This window comes from Pseudoflavonifractor sp. SW1122 (assembly GCF_012027765.1).
Taxonomy (GTDB): Bacteria; Bacillota; Clostridia; order Oscillospirales; family Oscillospiraceae; genus Enterenecus; species Enterenecus faecium.
In genome coordinates this window covers 1-18,598 of the sequence record NZ_SJOS01000024.1, presented here as the reverse complement: position 1 = coordinate 18,598, position 18,598 = coordinate 1, and the positions used below count along the sequence as shown (strand labels likewise).

The window sequence follows — 18,598 nt, the reverse complement described above, 5'->3', positions numbered from 1 at the left end:
CTCCTTTCAAGTGAGGGGCGGGCAAGTCTCCCGCCCCCACGTATTTTTATCAGCCAGAGATGAGTGTGAGGATTTCCTTGGCGAAAAAGATGATAAGTCCACCCAGGGCCGCGAGAATCCCGTTGGACCGCTGAGAGGGATCATGCGACTGAACGGACAAGCCAACCTGGACAATACCCCAGCCAACGATAATGCCACCCACAGCTTTGATGAGGGCGAAAATGAGATCAGACAGGTTATTGACCACAGTAACAGGGTCACTTCCTTCTGCGTGCGCCGGAGCGGTCAGGCCCACCAGAATCGCCATGGCCAACACAGTCATGGCATAGCGACAAAACCAATTCTTTTCCTTATTCGGGGCGGTCAATTTGCGCTGGATGTTGTTCTCATGCTTCTTATTGATTTTCATATTGTTGTTCCTCCATATATTTCAGATATTCTTCCAGCTCCTCCTCTGAGAGAAGCTCGTAATTGGAGGCCGCACCATCATAGGATACGGCCTGTTCTAACAGTTGTTCATCAATGATGATACTGGCAAAGCTGCGGGTATCCTCTCCATGCACATAGGCCGGGGCACCGCCATCGGTGGTAAGTGCCAGGTTTGGATGCTTCATGATGTCATATTTAAGGTCCATAATGGGCCGCTCTCCCCGGATAAATAAAAGTGCGTAGCGGTTATCCATCATACGCACTTCATCGGGAGTCATCAGCTCTCGGCCTGACAGCTGCCAGTTGGTGGAGTAGCTTCCATTCCGCCCCTTGGACTGCCCATAGGTATTCATGTCAATGGTTTCCTTCCCCAGCAGCTCGGACACATACTTGTGGGTAGACTGCTCATTGCCGCCCAGGTAGAGAAATTCATCGCAGTTGCCTACGATGCTTTCCCACTGCTTTTCAAACAGAGCCTTCAGCTGCGCCAGGTTCTGAATGATGATGGACACCGAGATCTCTCGGCTCCGCATCGTGGCCAGCAGCTTATCAAACTCATCCGGCAAGGCCACGTTGGCAAACTCGTCCATGACAAAGTGAACGTGGATGGGGAGCCGTCCTACGTGTACCACATCGGCCTGGTAATAGAGCTGCTGAAAGAGCTGGGTATACAGCATACCGACGATGAAGTTAAAGGAGCTGTCGTTATCCGGGATGACAGCGAACACCGCCGTCTTCCGTTCTCCAAGGCTCCACAGCTCCATTTCGTCATGCTGCGTGATGCTGGCCAAAGAAGTTAAATTAAACTTCTCCAGTCGGGAAATCAGGGTGATTTGAATGGACTTCAACGTCTTGGCGGAACCAGAGTGGTAGCTTCGATAATACTTCAGGGCTATATGCTCCGGGTTACGCCGTTCCAGCCGATCGAACAGCTCATCGAGGGGAGACTGGTATTCATCGTCATCCTCTCGCACCTCTCCGGCTCGAATCATTTCCATGACCATGGGGAAATTCTGCTCCTCTGGTGGTGCCTCATAATAGAGGTAAAACACCAGAGCCAGTAACAGCATAGTAGCTGCCTGGTCCCAGAACGGGTCCTGGGTCTGTGTTCCTTTGGGCGTGGTATTCTTGAAGAGATTTGTTACCAGACGCTGGATGTCATTATCACTGCGCAGGTACACAAAGGGATTGTAACAATGGCTCCGGTCCATGTTGACAAGATCAACGACCTTAATCACATAGCCATTCGACTCCAAGAGATTTCCAGTATCTCGCAGCAGCTCACCCTTTGGGTCCAATACCACGAAGCTGGTATTGCAGTTCATGATATTATCCTTGGCAAAGAATCTGGTTTTACCTGCACCAGAGCCACCACAACAGAGGATATTGAGGTTTCGCTGATGTTTCCGCCCGTCCAGGCCAATGGCCACGTTCTGGGTCAGAATCTTGTTTTCGGTTTTCACCTTGCTGGCATATTTCTTATTCACAGCACTGGGCGATCCCCATCTAGCGGAACCGTGTTCTTCTCTGCGTCTGTAATTGCGGTTTGTGGATAAGTAGATACCCAAAATGCACCCATATAGCAGCCAAAAAATAAGGACTGACTTCACACTGTTCTGGCACCATTGCACCCGAAACGGGCTTTCAAATGCAGCTGCTGCATTGGCAACGATCCCCGGCAGTCCACCTTCCAGGTAAGGAGCCAGCAGCAACCCACACCAGGCTACCGGAATCATCCCACACACATAGAGGATCAGCCTTGGCTTAGAAAACTTATCTTGTCTCACGGGACAGCAGTCCTTTCTTTTTCGGCTTGGCCTGTATCACCTTCAGCATCACACGGGCCACATCCTCCGTGGGTTTCTCCTTCTTCAGAAGCTGATTCCGATACTCATTCATTCCTCGCACCAAGATACGTTGTTCATAATCTGTCAAAGTGACAACGACCTCTTTCTCCACATCTTACCTCCCCTTTCCCTTGGGTACTTTGGGCTTCGGTGTCCGGTTGGTTGGAGTCTTGGACTGCTGGGGGCCTCTTGCCGCATTCTTTCCCTGTTGCTCCCGAATGTTCCGCAGCTCCTGCTTCACAGAAGGCTTGGCATTGGGTTTAGAGGTACCCCCTGCGGCTTGTCTGGCTTCGTAGGTAGGCTCGGACGGACGGGACTTTGCCTCCCGGCCTTTGGTGGGGTTTGTGCTCTGCCCTCGTTCTTCCTGTTGATGGGTCTGGATTTCTCCCTCTCCCGCCTTCTCCAATCCTCGTTCCAGGTCCTGCTCGATGGTCCCCATGTCCACCGTGGCCATCTCGAATTTTTCGAAAATTCGATTGATCTTGGAGGCATCCTCTGCTCGGACCATGACATCCACCACACTGTCCTTGGAGTTCTTGGACTTCAAGACACAATACAGCACACCATATCGCTTGGCCTCCTGGCAGAAAGTCTTCAGGTCCTCCGGCTTTACCGCAAAGACCCGAAGTTCCTTGCCACTGCGCAGCATGGTGTTCATTCTGGCCTTTCCCCTTGTCTTTTTCTGCTCCTTCAGAATGGCATAGATCAGAATTGCCAATTGCTTTGCAGCAGCACCTGTAATTCTCAAGCCAAACTCAAGGCCATTGAATGACATTTTCACGACCTGGTCTGCTGCATCTCCGGCTGGATTCATTTGTTTTCTCTCCTTCCTGAATCTGATTGTTTATGTCTATCAGGTTTCTTTCCACCTGTTTAGACCGTTCTTTGATTTCGCTACACAGTCCGATCTCATCCCGTGCAGCTTTTATCTGAACCGACAACTCAGCAATCTGGGATTTCAACCCATCAACGGTCTCCCCGTTTCCGGCCCTGGTTGCCGCCTTCAGACGATTGCGCAATGCCCGGCGCTGCTGGATCAGCTGCTCCACCTTGCCCTCCAGGCCGTTTTGGTAGACTTCCAGCTGTTGCTCCGTGTCAATGCCCTCTCGGCCCAGCAGACGGGTCTGGGCAATATATCGCTCCATCTTCTTCACATCCTCACGCAACAAAAAAGACACCCGTTTAACGGATGCCGGATGTTTAACAATGATGTGAAGTTCATAGCAGTAACGAAAGTACAGTGCCCGCAGCCCCTTGCACTTCATAGTCGGGTGGCTCCACATTTCCTGTCGGAGCCGAGAAGCAGCCTCTTGCTCCGCCTCTGGGAAAGGCACTCGTTTTCGCATATTTTCATAGACCCGGTCTATGATCTCGTCCAGGTCATAGCCATCTCCCAGACGGTGGAATCGAAAAAATCCCTTGGCTCCCGGTGGCTTCAAAGCTGGGTACTTCAGACGTTCTCCGTCTGCCCTGCGGGTCTTGAATTGGTAGCCCATCTCCTGCATGGTTCGGATGAAACCCTGCTCGGTGGTGGCGGATGCAACGGCCCGGTCAATGTCTGCCCGGATGGTGCTGCGCTGGGTGGGCACTCCATCTTGTTCCGCCTTCCACTCGCTGTAGCTTTTCTTTCGCCCTCCAGGCCGCTCCACCACGGACAAGCCAGCTTCCCGACATAGGCGGTCTGACACCTCTCGCATCCGCCTGTAATCTGCCTTGGAGTTGTAGAACTTTTTCCCGTCTGCAAAGGACACCGAATTAACCACAAAGTGGTTGTGATAATGATTGGTGTTACAGTGGGTAGCTACCACCACTTCAAAACGATCCCCCCACAATTCCTTTGCCAAAGCGACCCCCAGCGCATGGGCCTGCTCTGCCGTCACCTCTCCCTCCTGAAAGGACTGATAGCCGTGATAGCAGACGCGCTTGTCTTCTACCTTTCTCCAGAACCGCTTTGTACTCAGAAATTGTTGGGCAGCATTTCTCTCTGTACAGTTAAGACAACTTACATATGAGCGCTTCTCTGTTTTCACCTCATCTGCTGCGTACTCCACGACACCGTTGACCGCATGAAGGGCAATCAAGTCTGGAAGGAATTCTTCAGTAGTTTTTTCTGGGTTCATCACATAATCGATGACCTGGCTTAGCCGCCCTTTGATGGCCCACATAGCTGTCACTGCCATCTTTAGTGCCTAAGCGAATATGCTTCTACAATCATTTGCTCCACCTCTTGTATCTGATCCAGTAGCTGTGCTAGCCGCACGCCCTCCAGTTCTCCTCTTGCCTGCACCAGTTGGTCTAACAATACATTGTTCTGGCGCACCTCACGCAACAGGAGAGGAACATCCGCCGAAGGGCCTTCCTTTACCTCCGAGCCGTTTAGGACTTCCCGGCAATACGCCTCACGTGACATCCCCGTCTTTCGGACTTTCCTGTTCAGCTCCTCAAGCTCATCATCCAAAAATCTGATTTTGATTTCACAAATGCGCTTTTGGCTCCGCTTCATGTGACGCCCTCCTTTCTATCAGGGGTCTTAGGGGCATTGCCCCTAAAGTATTTTTGTGGGTGCGCCCCCAAAAAACTTGAATCGTGGGGACACGATTCGTTGCTTGCGGCGACAATGCCATCATTGTCGCCGGAGCCCCCGTCCCTCGTCCCTCGTCTCCCGTCCCCTCGTGGGGTTTCTCCCTGCCCCAGTCCCGACCATTGGTATTTCCATTCGAGATACGCCTTCTTATCCATCAATCCGCTGTCGTACATGGCCCTCATTTTCACCCACTCCTGGATGCAGGCTCGCACCACTTCGACCCCCTCAAACTCTTCAATCCAGAGAATGCTCTCCATGAGATCAACCGCAGTGGTTCCCACGCAGCTGGTCAGCGCAACAGGACTGACCCCAAGCACTTGCGCTATCGCAACAAGCATTGGCTCCTTCGGCGTTCGCTCTGCTGACTCGTATTGAGCCATTCTGGTATACGGATGACGCAGCCCGATCTTCTGTCCCAACGCTGTCAGGGACACCCCACGGTGTCTCCGCAAGAAGCAAATACGCTTCGATATGGACCTCGTATTTTCCACGAACTCCTTCCTCCCTAGTGGCTGTTTGAACCAGATCATCTCTCCCGCTCTCGGGTTTTCTCTCTCACCTCCATGGTAGAAGCTACAGTTTTCTGATACTCTTTGTCGGTGATAATGCCCGCCTTCCAGTCCATGTAATTGGTGGCCGCCTGGGCATCCCGAATGGCCCGCACCAGTGTCTCCGGCTTGTCCCTGATGGACTTCACCCATCCCTGTACGTAAGCCCTGTGGTTTTCCACATGCTGCGGGGTTGCCTGCTCCTGTAGGTTTACCCCCATGAAACAGGAGCACATCTCAGCCACCAGTTCCTCGTAGGCATAGGCTGCGCTACCGAAGCCCCCTCCCTGGGCTCGATTGAGTCTGGAGGGATGTCCCGTGGCGTGGGCCAACTCGTGGAGAGCGGTAGCGTGAAAAGCATATTCACTGAAGAATGATTCCGGGGTAGGTAAGTGGATCTGATCCTTCAACGGAGAGTAATAGGCCCGGTCTCCTCCATCAGTGAATATTTCCACCCCCATAGAGAGGCTCAAAGTCTGGACCAGTTGATCGTCAGAAATTGTGCGTTCTGGCTGGCGAGGCAACTCTGGTATTCCCTCCACCTCACAGGCGTTGAACACAGCCGTGTATCGGGTTGAGAGCCGGAACTCGGACTCCTTACGTCCCTCCTCCAATGCTTCATGGTACTGCTCCCAAGTGAGAGCTTTATGCTCCTTCACATCGTAGGGATACCAATACTCCACATAGGTAGCCTTGGTCCCTTTCTTCAGGTGCCATGTCTGGTTGGGATGATACCTTCCGGTCTTGTCCATGATCTGCACCATGGTCACCCATCTGGGATCATCGTAGCCCTTCATCATGGCCACTAGCGACAACCAGAAAGCGTTGATCCCCTGGTAACACGCCTTGGTCACTGCATTATGGGGCGCACCGCCTCCCACTCCAGCCCACTCTTTTTTCCACTCCAGCCCCTTCTCATCCAGAACGTTGGCAAAGGCTTCTGCCAGCCGGGTACGGTACTCATCCTTATTCTTCGGTCTGGCCACTGCGGATTTCCTCCCATTCCTCTTTTGTCAATGTATCTTCATCGATAAAAACAATCGTCTTTCTCATTTTGCTATCTGCCCCCTTCTCAAAAGACTCACCATCAAACATATTCCGGCACCACCGCACATGGCAACGGACAGAATTTGAAGGCCTTGTTCTTGCTCTGCCTTGATTTTCGTCTCAGTTGTCCGTGCACTTGTGTTCTGAGTTTGACCAGGAACAATTCCCTGTTGCTCCGGCTCAGCCACCCTCTGGCAATACACCAGGTATCGATAGGTATTGGCTGTATAGGGGTGACAGGTGAGCAACGTCACCATGTCCTGCCCGGGCTGAATGGTCACGGCCTCCACCTCATCGGGCCAGATGACGGCGATCTTCGTCACCCGATAAGTCAGCGTCTCCCAGAGGTTGACCAGGTACACCAGGTCTCCCTCCTGAAGTACCTCAATGTCTCGGAACAGGGCCATGTTGTTCCACCCCCGGTGGGCAGCAATCACGCAGTTGGTGGAGCTGCCACCGATGGGCATACTGGTCTGTCCCAGGACAACTGCACCATTGTCCATATTGGACTTAGATGCCCCCAGATAAAGAGGGATGGCCACCTCCATGGCAGGGATTTCTACATATCCCACCACATCATCCGCTTCCAGGCCGTAGTCCTCCAGATTCAGACCTGGCTCTTCATAGCTGTCCACACTGTCCAGTCCAGACTGATCCTGGGCCAGCTGGAGGTTGTACTCCGCCATGGCATCCTTCAGGTCTTGGTGGGCTTCTAGCTTCTTTTGCTCCTGCTCCACTACGGCAATCTCCTCTTTCACCGTCTGCTCATACACGATGGGGGCAGCGATGGGCTGGCACAGAATCACCAACAGAACCAGGTCTGCAACCAGTGCAAGCAGCAACACCAGCCTCTTAGCCATTTTTGCCACCTCTCTTAATCCACCACATCCCCACCGGGACCGCCACCACCAGGATGGCAAGGTAGATTCCAACACCGATGAAAACAGCGGTACGGTACTCGCCCCACCAGCTGCTCCCATGGCTTTTCTGCTCGCCAGCAGAAGCTGCTGTATCCTCCTCCGCTAACTCTGTTCGAGCACCACGGACCAGCAGGCGATGGGAGTTTATCCCGTAGGGGGTACAGGTGAGCAAGGTCACATAGTCCCCGTTGGGGTCAATCCCGATCTGGCTCACGTCATCGGGGAGCACCACGGAAATCTGATCCACCTCATAGGCCAGAGTTTCGTCCAGTACACGCAGGAAGAACACATCTCCTTGTGTGAGCTGATCCAGGTCGGAGAGGAGCCGGGATGAGGCTAGGCCGCTGTGGCCTGCCAAAACCGCATGACTTCCCTCCCCTCCCACCGGAAGGGAGCTGCCCTCCACCACCCCCACACCAGCGGTGAGGGTAGTGGATTGGGTGCCGTAGTACACGGGCAGAATCACGTTGATAGCGGGAATCTCCAGGGTGGCCAGCATCCCGCCTCCGGTGGGGTCCAGGGCAGTTAGTATGGTCTCGTCCGGGGTTGGCGCACCAGAGACCGAGAATCCGGCCACCGAGCAGCTCTGCTCCAGCAGCTCTCGGTTGTAGTCTCGGGCCAGCTCCAGGGCCACCTGGGTGTCCTGGTTGTCCAGCGCTTCCGCAGCTGCCTCATACTCCGTGATGACCTGAGAGCGCGTTTGCCCCGAAAGCCAGTTGCTGGCCATGGGATAGAAAATCATTCCCATGGCCAGCACGCAGCCCAGCCCCAATAGCAGGGGCGCTTTATTTTTGCATCTCATGCTTGCGCTTGAACAAGAGGATAATGCTCACGGTGAGCATTCCACCCGCCAGTACGATGCCCAGCACCGTGGTCACCATGGTGCCAGTACCGCCCGTCTCGGGCATATCAAAGCCACGGGTGTTGAGGACGGTCAGGGGCACCAGGGCATTGCCGCTGTCTCCCATAGCCTCCATAGTGGCGGCATAACCGTCTACCTTGGCGGTGGCGGTGAGGGAACCTACCTGCACACCGGGGGTGTACTTGGTGTCAATGTCCACGGTGATGACATCCTCCAGCAGATTGTAGTCGGGGTCCGTCTGGGTCTCGGTGAGCTGGTAGGTGTCCTCCTCCAGGCCGCACAGGTACAGGTGGCCTGTCTCATCCGGGGTCATGCGGGTGGCCTCGTCAACGTTGGTGGTGGTGCCGGTGGCGTAGTACACGCCAGCCTTGGGATTGGCCTCTGCCACCACATAGTAGGTGCCAGTGGCGTTGGTCACGTTCTGGGCGATGAATTGGACGGCATCATAGTTGGTACCGCCAGCGGTGAACTTCTTGGTGAGGTGAATGCCATAGCTGTACACCGTTGCCTCATCACTGAGAGTGTCGATATAGCCCTTGCTGGTACGCTCCCAGGTGAGGGTGACGGTGTTGGGGTTGCCCTCGTCGCCCAGGATCATGTCCTCGGTGCTGTTGATTTTGGCGGTATAGTACACCACACAGGTCCAGTCGGAGTACCGACCTACCTGCTGGCTGTTGTCCACGGGGGTGTTAATGCGCTCCAGGCCCGCCTCGTTGAACTGGAGGGTCATGGTGGTGGAGCCATCGTCCAGGGTTCCGTATGTAACGTCGAAATAGGTCCCGATGCCGTACTCATTGCACTCCCAAATCTCCGCAGCGTTGGCACCCTGGGTGGCGGGGGTGTCCGGCATAGCGATGGTGTAGTCCTTCTGGGCCTCCTCGTAGCTCTCATACCAGCAAACGATTACGTCGTTCTGGTTGTACTCCAGGCCGGGAGAGAGCTTGTCCTCGAAGCGGTACTGAGTGAGCTGTGTGGCACTGGAGGTAATGGTGGGCAGCGTAGACAGGTAGCGGTAACCCATCACATCTCCGGTGCTGCCAGTGGCCACATCCCGGTAGCCCAGGGCGTCAATGTCACCAGAGAAGCTGACACCGTGGGCCAGATCGGACACTTCTTTCTCCAGGGTGGGGTTTCCGGTCTCGTTCTTGGGGTAAACCGTGACATCATAGAACCATCCATCCCCGGTCTCCGTGTCCGTCATGGGCAGGGAGACCAGCCAGGGATTGACGGTGGAAGTGACGTTCTCCGGCACCTCCGTCTCTACCACCAGGTACAGGCCCAGGTCCAGGCCGTCCACAGAAGTGGTGCCCGTGATGTCATCGGTGAGGGCCATGGCAGTGCCGCTCTGGTTGGCCTCCGCCTCCAGAGCATCCTTGGTGGCTCGGCGGTTGGCGGTGAGCTGTTCCTCCAGGGCGTCGATCAGGGTGTCAGAGGTATACCAGGGGATACCATCCTCGGTTTTTACCACGTCCTCATCCGTGAGGCCCAGGGTGTCCCGCACCGCCTCATTGTCCACCCCGTAGATAACCTGGATGGTGGCATTGGTGGCATCCTGGTCGGAGTACATGTCAATACCGCCCAGGCGCAGATAGGTAAATTCCACACCGCCCAGGGTGTAGTCCTGCAGCATGGTCTCCGCCTCGTGGTTTTCCTTGCCGGTGGACACCAGCCCACCGGTGCTTACCCCTGCCTGAGTGGCGGCGGTGAGGTCATACTTGGTGACGGTGAGACTGGCAGTGCGTCCGTAGTCGATGGTGGCATCCTGGGGGGTATAGGCCAGGGCCGTTCCAGACAGGCCAAGGGCGGCACACAGGGCCAGCCCCATGGCGGTAAAGCGATGCATCTTCTGTTTCATGATTCATTGTCCTCCTCAGTGTTTAATTTGATGTTTTTTATGCACAGCCAGCCCAGTCACACACAGGGCAGCCAATGCCAGTCCAGCTCCAATCAGCCAGACGGCATAGCCTCCGGTGGCGGGCAGGCGATACACCAGGGTGTTACGCAGGTCATAGGTGAGATGGTAGTAGTAGTTGGTCCCATTGCTGTAGTAAACCTCACCGCCACTGGAGTCCTTCTCTCCAGCCACCTCATAGGGCAAGGTGATGGTGACGGGATTGGGCAAAAGCTGATAGCCAGCTTCTGTTTGAATTTCCCGCAGTGTGTAGGTGCCGTAAGGGATGTTCACCAGCTCCACTCGGCCTTGGGCATCTGTGATCACCGTGTCCACACCCTGGGCCGGGACCCACTGGCCGTCCTGCACCAGCATAGCGGCATAGCTGCCATCTTCCTGCTGGCTCCAAGTCACCACGTTTCCTTGGGCGTCCACCAACTGGAGCATCACGCCGGACAGGTCCTTATCTCCCTGGCCAGATTTGTGAATCGTCAGGTTGGCCAGCATCGGGCGATTGGTGAGCTGTGCGCCCCCATCCGGGGTGCTGGTCACACCGTCATAGGTGGACACGCCAATAGCAGCGGAGGGGTAGACGGTGGTGGACTGATAGTCTGTGGGAGCCGCTACCGTCACCGTAAAGGCCGGGATCAGAATGTGATACCCATCCGGGGCCTGGACTTCCGTGACGACGTAAATACCGTAGTAGAGACCGCTCATGGAGGCCATACCACTGGCGTCCGTGGTCATCTGCCCCACCACATCCCCCTTGTGGAATCGCGTGTAGGTGCTTCCGTTGAGGGTATAGGTAATGTCCTGGGCGGCTGTCACTTCAAAGACGGCCCCCTCCAGAGGGAAGCCAGCCAATTCGTCCGTCTTTTCCAGTTTGATGCCACCGGTAGGAATTGCATTGTTGCAGGTGTAAGAATACTTGCCACCAGATGCATAAGTGAACTCCTCTGACTCCCAACCTGTGTTGACCACGCCACTGGGCGCTGCCGTCTCCACAACCTTGTAGGTTTTCCCCACTTGCAGTGTGTAGGAGTAATAGCCCTGGGCATTGGTGGGCAGCGTGTATTCGCCCGTTTTGCTCTCAACCAGGGTGGTGGCCTTGGTCCAGCTGTTTCCGTCCTTCACCATAAGGTCAAAGACAGCGCCGGACAGCTTGACCACCTTTCCGGTGTGATCTGTAGTCTGTTTGACCACCTTTACCTCACCCATGGGTTCGGTTTTGAGTTTCACAAAAAATTTCACAGGGTCATCGATGCCCGTGGCTAGCGTCTGATCCTTGCCATTGGACCAAATCAGAAAAGTACCCGTATCTCTTGGGATATTCTTTTGCATCGTCAGCGTCACCGGGTTGGTAATGGTTTGACTGGTGGAAAACGTGTACTGATTGCCATTGCGGCTGACGCTGATGCCGCTGGTGGCCGGGAATTTCAAGTCAGCCCCCGTTTTATTGGTGTCCGTAAGTGTGATGGAATACTTCCCCGTCTGCGGGTTATATTTCATAGTCTGCACAGGTGCCGAGCTGGATGTAGACCCAGAAAAACTAGGTCGGGTAATATGCTTCTCAATCTGTTTCAATATCCAGTTGTAACAGTTTTTGGCCGGATAGCCATTGATCCACTTGACGTAGTTGTCCGCATAGATGGTCCGCCCACCATAGCTGAGATTTTGAATTTTAGTTGGGCTTGTGCGGATGCCACTCTGATACTCCCAAATGATAATTTGGGTTGCAAAAGCAAAATCATCCGCGTTGAAGTTACAACCGATCTCAGAGGTGCTAGGAAGCGACACAGAGGGATTGTAGCCGTATAACATGGTGTATTTAATTCCGTTAACGGCTCCAGGTACATGCATTTTTAAGAGGTCAATGTAGTTAGACCTATCTGCATCACTGGACACATAGTTCCCTCCGTTAAACGGTTGTCCAGATTCGATACAGTAGGCCAGGGTATTGCCCACATAGTATTTAACCTCTGTATGGCCTTCGGGTTTGGTGTTGTTGATGATCTTCTTGGTACCGTCACTGTAATACCGCATGAAGCTGTACTCCATCATGGCATATTTGTGACCGGTTACCGAGGTGTATGGGCCTCCCTCTTTGGTATTCACTGTTTGCCCAGGAGAAAAGTCTGCCAGGACCGCCGCATCGGAAAACCCACCGATATCAGCAGATGTGTCATCTTCAGCAGCCGAGCTGTTGGGAACAGCTGCCCCCAGCAAAACCACCAGGCATAGACATCCGCTCAGCAGTGCGGTCAGCACTCGTTTGATAATTTTCATCTCGTCTCAATTCCTTTCTCAAGATTTTTATATATAAAAAAGCTCCCTGTCGTGAAACAGAGAGCTTTGTAAAAGCTATTTAGTTGTCAGTACATGATGTAGATTTTGCAGTTTCCACCGCCAAGGTCTTCGATGTAGACAATGAAGTAATCAATTTTTCCTCCACCGTAGTCCTCTACCATTTGGGGCAAATACTTAATTTCATTCTTCAATCCAATTTGAACAAAGTTCGGATTGCTGGACTGAGTGATTGTCGTAGGTGCTGTCCAGGAGGAATTGTCTGGTGTTTTCACAACACCATCATCCACCGCCAAGTGGCGCAGTCCCAAACTCTGTCCGTATGCCACCAGCTCGGCATAGATGGCATCTCGATCCGACTTACTGATGGGCCACTGCCAAATGGATTTTTGCGGGGTGGGCGTGGGCTTGGGAGTAGGAGCCGGAGTGGGCTTGGGAGTAGGTTTTGGCGTGGGGGCCGGAGTGGGCTTTGGAGTCGGCGTAGGCTTTGTAGTGGGCTTTGGAGTTGCCACCGGCTTGGAAGAGCTGCCGCCCGAAGAACCACTACCACCACCAGAAGAGCTACCACCCGTAGAGGGCTTACTGGAGGAGCTGCTGCCGCTGCTGCCCGTGGAGGGCTTTCTGGAGGAGCTGCCGCCGCTGCTGCCCGTAGAGGGCTTGCTGGAGGAACTGCCGCCGCTGCTGCCCGTGGAGGGCTTGCTGGAGGAGTTGCCGCCGCTGCTGCCCGTGGAGGGCTTGCCGGAGGAACTACTCTCACCACTCCCGGATACGCTGCTGGTTGGATCTGCATCCTTGTCCGGTTTTTCGGACTCTTTTACGTTGGAGGATGGCTTGCCGTCTGCGTCCACAACTCCAACACTGGAGGAGGGGTCAGGGGTGTCTGCCACATGCCCTGCGCTACATGCCGTAAGCAGCATGGCAAGCGTAAGAGCGGCTACCAATACTGTTTTTTTCATTCATCTCACCTCTCGTTTTTCTTTGTCAAGATTATATCAAGTGACCAGATTATGGTCAACTCCGCCTGTCGTGCTGTACCTGGGTCATCAGATGGGCCTCCATGGTCGTGGGTGCATTAAACAGCACCGCCAGCAGATACTGTTTTGCGTTGCGGATCTGCGTGGTGTTCTGGCCCAAACAATCCAGGACATACTCGATATGCGACATATTCAAACTCAGCAAGCGATCACGAACCATCCAGTATGGATAGTCTGTGCCGGAGATTCGCACCGTAGCTCGTGGGATGGCCACCACCTCGGCCAATAGCTCCACGATTTCATCCAGCAGGTCCTTGGAAAAGCCGTAATCCGGTAGCACCGAATATCCGATGCGATCTTGGATCAACGCACGAGCATTCTCTATGTCCATCTGGCTCATCCCTTCGCTTCCCTTCGTTTCCATCCTACCGCCAGGTGGAGGAGAAGAAGGAAGAGAAGGATTAGAGTAAGTATTTGATAGATTAGTATTTAATATATTAGTATTTAATTGCGTTGGATTTCCCGTCAACGTCTTTTCCGTTGTCGGATTTTCCGACAACGGACACCCCGACGACGGCCCCACTGGAAAGTCTGTGGGCGTCTCACGGATGATGTACTCGTTGGAGCTAAATCTGCCGCTGGCATCCGTCGTTTGTCGGCGGTGCAGATAGCCATACTTCTCCAGCTCCTGGAGCGCCGTGCGAATGGCATCTTTGCTCTCTCGGTTGATGTGGCATAGACCCGCCAAGGTATAGTCCCAGTTGTCAGGCAGGGATAGCATCTGAGACAGCAGCCCCTTGGCCTTTAGGGACAATCGCTTGTCCTTCAGGTGATAATTACTCATCACGGTATAATCTTTGGTACGCTCAATGCGAAAAACAGCCATAACCTCTCCTCCTCTGTCAAGGATACGTCAAGAGCAATTCCCATCCTTGCGATTTTCTGCAAAGGCTACACCACCTTTGAACCCTTCCGCAAATCCTGTGGTCCATATCTCAAAAGTATTGGGTAGGTTTTCCCCTACTTGGTAGCCCAGCAGCTCCCATGGCCTTACATCAAGCACAGCTGCAATTTGCTCCAGGCTGGAGACCGTCAAATCAATTTCGCCCAACTCATATTTTTGCAAAGTTCGTACGGTCTTTCCAAGGGCTTCGGCTACTTGGACCGGGGACATCTTCTTGCTTTGGCGCACTTGCCGGATGGTTGCTCCTATCTCTGCACTTCGTGTCCCTCTTTGATCCCTCATTACCTATCACTCCTATTTCTCTGGGCCTCGTTGCTGCTTATGCTGTTGCTTACGCTGCCACTGTTCCAGGAGGTGGATGATGGTCGCCCGCATCCGGCTTACCGAATAGGTTTGGGGAAAATACTGCTTATACGGTTCCACATCAGTGGTGGGCGGAAGCGTACCATTCAACTGATTGGCCTCTGTGAGCCATTGCCGACACCTTTTGATTTCCTCTTCAGGAATATCATCAGCATGACTCCAGCCTCTCAGATAATCCTCCACTACCATTTGACAGTACAGCTTCTCGCCGGGACAATCTGCGATTTCATCCGCAAATTCTTCTGGATGTTCCAAGCTCAGCTTCCAGTCGTCGTATTGGGTAAGGAATTCATCTATCGCCGCATTCACATCGGGATCGGAGTCTGCAAGATGAGCAAGTAGGCTATCATCGTCCCAATATCCATAGCAGCGGTTTAGCCACAGCTCAGCGAATTCTCGTTCGTCCGACCCATTGGTCTGGGACCCACAAATCAAGTCGCCCACAAACCCGGACAATAGTTCACTTACTGTCTTCCCATGGTTCGCTGCAAGCGCCGATAATTTTTCGGCATCCTCATCACTCATCTGGATGCCCACTGTTCTTTCCGAAACCTCAAATGACATATTTGTACCTCCTATCTCCCCTGGTCCCGCTGTTGTTTGTCTCGTTGTTTCCGCTGCCATTGCTCCAGCAGCGAAATGATGGTTGCCTCAATTCTGGCTGGCGTGTAATTTTTGGGGAAATACTTCCGCAATGTGTCAGCACCCAGAGTAACCTTTTCCACATCACGCTTCTTTTCCTCACGCAGAATGGCGCACATGGCTTCCGGGGTACATATGCCTTCCTGACTGAGCTGCTTAAGCCTTTGAGCCTGGGAGAGCGATGGGGTAGACTGCTCACTTTCCATGGCATCCAGAAGCTGCTCTTGCTCCTCTACGGCAAGGAAAGACAGCTCATAGGCTGGATTGAAGGCAATCTTTTTCACGTCCACCATATCCAACAGCTGAGGAATCAACTTTGTAAGCCGAATATATCTCAGTACTTGATTTTTACTATCGCCAGCATCAAGGCCGATTTTCTCCACGGTCAACAACTTCTCCCCAAGTTGGGGAGAAGTTGCCCCTTGGTGATTGAGTGCATCTCGCTTCATCTTATACGCAAATGCTCTCTCGCTGGGCAACAAGGTCTCTCGCTGGAGATTGGAGTCCACCATGATAATGATAGCTGCATCATCATCCAGGTCACGGACGATAACCGGCATAGTCTCCATCCCAGCCAACTGGCTGGCCCGGTGCCGTCGGTGTCCAGACACAATTTCATAGCCGCCATCTGGGTCCGGTCGGGCAATCGCCGGGACCAAGACGCCGTACTGCTTGATACTCTCCACCGTCTCCACCATTTTCTCGTCATCCAGTACCTTGAACGGATGTCCCTTAAAGGTGTGAAGGTCAGAGAGTGGAATCTCCATCACCTTTTCCCGCTTGGCGTCATCCCGGCTCTCCTGGGTAGAGAAGATTTCATCGAACGAGGCCAGAACGAATTTTTTCTCGTTGTCTTTCAAGCCGAGACACCTCCTTAGTCAGATTACGATACCCTTCAGCTACCTTTCCCTCCGGCTCATGGGCAAATATGCTTTTGCCCTTTTTACTGCTTTCCTTTGCACGGACTGAATATGGAATCACACTGTCAAAAACCTTTATCTTGCTCCCGTATGTCTCACGGATCAGAGACGATACTTCCTTTGCTAAATTCGTACGGCTGTCCACCATGGTGAGCAAAATACCGTCTATGCCCAACTTTGGGTTGATCTGCCGCTTGACCTTATTCACTGTCTTGAGCAGTTCCTCTAGACCCTTGGCCGGTAAGTACTCGGGCTGAACCGGAATGATGATGCGGTCCGCTGCGGCCAGAGCGTTGATGGTAAGCATCCCCAGGGAGGGCTGGCAATCTATGAGAATGTGGGAATACTTCCCCCTCATGGTATCCAGGTACTGCCGCAATATGGTCTCTCGGCTCATGGCGTTGACAAGAGACACCTCCATGCCGGATAATCTGATATCGGCGGGCATCAAATCTACGCCCTCCGGATGGGTTAATACCCCTTCTCTGCCTCCCAGTGGTTCGTCCATGAGGATTCGGCTCATGGCGTCGGTCAACGTAAAGGACAGCTTGTCCGGCTGGTGATATCCCAAGCTGACAGACAGGCTCCCCTGCGGATCGCAGTCCACCAGGAGCACCTCTTTCCCGGCCTGCGCCAATCCAATCCCCAGGTTGGCGCAGGTCGTTGTCTTTCCCACACCGCCCTTCTGATTGACGACAGCAATGATTTCTGTGTTCATTAAATCACCTCGTTACATTTTTAGCATAAAAAATGCCCAGAAACTTTAAAAGTCTCTAGGCATTATGCGGGCACCATAAAATTGGCATTATAAATGATGTCTAAATGTCGATTATACGAGTCAGAACGGATATTTCCTGAGAAAAGTGCTTTGTCCTTTGGAGTACATGTTAAAAAAATACTACACACAGACGGGAGATCAGGACGATCTCATCTCTATTGGCACCATCGGGCTCATCAAAGGGGTGTCCACCTTCAAAGGGGACAAAAATGTGCGCCTGGCCACCTACGCCAGCCGCTGCATTGAAAACGAAATTCTCATGTACTTCCGCTCCCAGCGGAAAACCCAGGGAGAGCTATCCCTCTCCGACAGCCTGGACGGAGACCCGGAGGGCAATTCCCTGTCCCTGATGGACGTGGTGTGCGTGGACGACACCATGCTGGAAGACCTGGACCTGCGGGACTCCTGCCAGCGGGTGCGGGAGTGCGTGGACACCTGCCTCACCCCCCGGGAGGCCCACATCATCAAGCTGCGCTACGGCCTCAACCAACAGGCTCCCCTCACCCAGCGGGAAATCGCCACCCTGTGCGGCATCAGCCGCTCCTACGTCTCCCGCATTGAGAAAAAGGCCCTGGAAAAGCTGCGTCAGGCCTACGAAAGCCATTGAGCGCGCAAAAAAGCGCATGTCTCGGGGTGAGACATGCGCTTTTATCTATATTCTGTTATCGCCGGGTCTTCAAGCGGGCCATGGCCCGGGCCAGAGCGGCCTTGGAGTGGTAATACTCCTGGATGCTCTGCTTCTGGCGCAGACGCTCCTCGGCACGCAGCTTGGCGGCCTCGGCACGCTTGCGGTCGATCTCCTCGGGGTGCTCAGCAAAGCCCACCAGCAAGATCACATAGTCGGGCTTGATCTCGGCAAAGCCAGCACCCACGGCGGCGGGCTCCCACACGTCGTCCACCTTGTAGCGCAGCTCGCCGGGCTCAATGGCGGTGACCGTGGGAGCGTGGCCTGCATAGACGCCCATCTGGCCGTCCACAGCAGGGAAGATCAGAGCCTGAGCGGGTCCAATGTAGAACTGCCGCTCGGGGGTGATGATCTCCAGGTAGAAGGTATTGGCTTCTGCCATTATACCGCCCCCATCTTCTTGGCCTTGGCCACGACCTCGTCCACGTTGCCCACGTTGCTGAAGGCAACCTCGGGGTACTTGTCCAGCTCGCCGCCCAGAATCACCTCGAAGGAGCGGAGGGTGTCCTCCAGCTTCACATAGCGGCCCTCCAGGCCGGTGAACTGCTCGGCCACGGAGAAGGGCTGGGAGAAGAACTGCTGAATGCGGCGGGCCCGCTCCACGGTGCGGCGGTCGTCCTCGCTGAGCTCTTCCATACCCAGAATGGCGATGATGTCCTGTAATTCCCGATAGCGCTGCAGCAGCTCCTGGGTGCCACGGGCGATCTTGTAGTGCCGCTGGCCCACCACGTCGGGCTCCAGAATGCGGGAGGTGGACTCCAGGGGATCCACGGCGGGGTAAATGCCCTGCTCCACGATCTTACGGGGCCTGTCTCTTAGGCACATTTGACGCTGCCGACG

General features: G+C 54.1%; 19 protein-coding genes and 1 pseudogene. 1 reads left to right on the top strand and 19 read right to left on the bottom strand.

Going from position 1 to position 18,598, the window contains the following annotated elements:
- Positions 1 to 49 precede the first annotated feature (49 nt).
- From E0L15_RS07185 to E0L15_RS07100, 17 genes are all read right to left on the bottom strand, one after another.
- Positions 50 to 409, bottom strand: a complete 360-nt coding sequence (locus tag E0L15_RS07185) for a TrbC/VirB2 family protein (protein ID WP_168125065.1) — start codon at positions 407 to 409, stop codon at positions 50 to 52.
- Positions 396 to 2,165 carry a VirD4-like conjugal transfer protein, CD1115 family gene (locus tag E0L15_RS07180; protein WP_168125081.1) on the bottom strand — a complete coding sequence of 590 codons (1,770 nt, stop codon included), beginning with the start codon at positions 2,163 to 2,165 and terminating at the stop codon, positions 396 to 398. Before E0L15_RS07180 ends, E0L15_RS07185 begins: the two co-directional genes overlap by 14 nt.
- Positions 2,166 to 2,202: 37 nt before the next feature.
- Positions 2,203 to 2,388 carry a hypothetical protein gene (locus E0L15_RS07175; RefSeq protein ID WP_168125064.1) on the bottom strand — a complete coding sequence of 62 codons (186 nt, stop codon included), beginning with the start codon at positions 2,386 to 2,388 and terminating at the stop codon, positions 2,203 to 2,205.
- Positions 2,389 to 2,391: 3 nt separating this feature from the next.
- A complete protein-coding gene (locus E0L15_RS07170; protein WP_243155430.1) occupies positions 2,392 to 3,051 on the bottom strand; it encodes a PcfB family protein in 660 nt (219 codons plus the stop codon).
- Positions 3,032 to 4,441, bottom strand: a complete 1,410-nt coding sequence (locus tag E0L15_RS07165) for a relaxase/mobilization nuclease domain-containing protein (protein WP_243155425.1) — start codon at positions 4,439 to 4,441, stop codon at positions 3,032 to 3,034. The genes E0L15_RS07170 and E0L15_RS07165 overlap by 20 nt, the downstream gene beginning before the upstream one ends.
- Before the next feature lie 17 nt (positions 4,442 to 4,458).
- A complete protein-coding gene (locus tag E0L15_RS07160) occupies positions 4,459 to 4,779 on the bottom strand; it encodes a hypothetical protein (RefSeq protein WP_087253930.1) in 321 nt (106 codons plus the stop codon).
- A 607-nt stretch (positions 4,780 to 5,386) separates the two neighbouring features.
- Positions 5,387 to 6,394: a zincin-like metallopeptidase domain-containing protein gene (locus E0L15_RS07150; protein ID WP_168125060.1), complete on the bottom strand. Its 1,008-nt coding sequence runs from the start codon at positions 6,392 to 6,394 to the stop codon at positions 5,387 to 5,389.
- Between the two features lie 63 nt (positions 6,395 to 6,457).
- On the bottom strand, positions 6,458 to 7,315 hold the full coding sequence (locus tag E0L15_RS07145; protein ID WP_168125059.1) for a class C sortase: 858 nt from the start codon (positions 7,313 to 7,315) through the stop codon (positions 6,458 to 6,460).
- Positions 7,308 to 8,177 (bottom strand): class C sortase, encoded by an 870-nt coding sequence (locus E0L15_RS07140; RefSeq protein WP_204871530.1) that lies wholly within the window; start codon positions 8,175 to 8,177, stop codon positions 7,308 to 7,310. Before E0L15_RS07140 ends, E0L15_RS07145 begins: the two co-directional genes overlap by 8 nt.
- Entirely contained in the window at positions 8,161 to 10,092 is a 1,932-nt protein-coding gene (locus tag E0L15_RS07135; RefSeq protein WP_168125058.1) for a SpaH/EbpB family LPXTG-anchored major pilin, read from the bottom strand. The genes E0L15_RS07140 and E0L15_RS07135 overlap by 17 nt, the downstream gene beginning before the upstream one ends.
- Before the next feature lie 15 nt (positions 10,093 to 10,107).
- A complete protein-coding gene (locus E0L15_RS07130) occupies positions 10,108 to 12,414 on the bottom strand; it encodes a thioester domain-containing protein (RefSeq protein WP_168125057.1) in 2,307 nt (768 codons plus the stop codon).
- Positions 12,415 to 12,500: 86 nt separating this feature from the next.
- On the bottom strand, positions 12,501 to 13,388 hold the full coding sequence (locus E0L15_RS12230; protein ID WP_206020586.1) for a hypothetical protein: 888 nt from the start codon (positions 13,386 to 13,388) through the stop codon (positions 12,501 to 12,503).
- Positions 13,389 to 13,443: 55 nt separating this feature from the next.
- Entirely contained in the window at positions 13,444 to 14,292 is an 849-nt protein-coding gene (locus E0L15_RS07120; RefSeq protein ID WP_168125056.1) for a DUF6017 domain-containing protein, read from the bottom strand.
- Positions 14,293 to 14,319: 27 nt separating this feature from the next.
- Complete coding sequence (locus E0L15_RS07115; RefSeq protein ID WP_168125055.1) at positions 14,320 to 14,652, bottom strand: helix-turn-helix transcriptional regulator; 333 nt, start codon at positions 14,650 to 14,652, stop codon at positions 14,320 to 14,322.
- A gap of 12 nt (positions 14,653 to 14,664) precedes the next feature.
- Positions 14,665 to 15,297 carry a hypothetical protein gene (locus tag E0L15_RS07110; protein ID WP_168125054.1) on the bottom strand — a complete coding sequence of 211 codons (633 nt, stop codon included), beginning with the start codon at positions 15,295 to 15,297 and terminating at the stop codon, positions 14,665 to 14,667.
- An 11-nt stretch (positions 15,298 to 15,308) separates the two neighbouring features.
- Positions 15,309 to 16,235 carry a ParB/RepB/Spo0J family partition protein gene (locus E0L15_RS07105; protein WP_168125053.1) on the bottom strand — a complete coding sequence of 309 codons (927 nt, stop codon included), beginning with the start codon at positions 16,233 to 16,235 and terminating at the stop codon, positions 15,309 to 15,311.
- Positions 16,192 to 17,013, bottom strand: coding sequence for a ParA family protein (locus E0L15_RS07100; RefSeq protein ID WP_168125052.1), 822 nt, complete (start codon positions 17,011 to 17,013; stop codon positions 16,192 to 16,194). Before E0L15_RS07100 ends, E0L15_RS07105 begins: the two co-directional genes overlap by 44 nt.
- 166 nt (positions 17,014 to 17,179) lie before the next feature.
- Between E0L15_RS07100 and E0L15_RS07095 the strand changes: the two genes are divergently transcribed.
- Positions 17,180 to 17,680, top strand: coding sequence for a sigma-70 family RNA polymerase sigma factor (locus tag E0L15_RS07095; RefSeq protein WP_168125051.1), 501 nt, complete (start codon positions 17,180 to 17,182; stop codon positions 17,678 to 17,680).
- 55 nt (positions 17,681 to 17,735) lie between these two features.
- On the opposite strand, the gene atpC is transcribed toward E0L15_RS07095, so the two are convergent.
- On the bottom strand, positions 17,736 to 18,140 hold the full coding sequence (atpC, locus tag E0L15_RS07090) for an ATP synthase F1 subunit epsilon (protein WP_087231619.1): 405 nt from the start codon (positions 18,138 to 18,140) through the stop codon (positions 17,736 to 17,738).
- A pseudogene (locus E0L15_RS07085) lies at positions 18,140 to 18,598 on the bottom strand (F0F1 ATP synthase subunit beta); the annotation flags it as partial. The pseudogene E0L15_RS07085 and the gene atpC, both read right to left, overlap by 1 nt.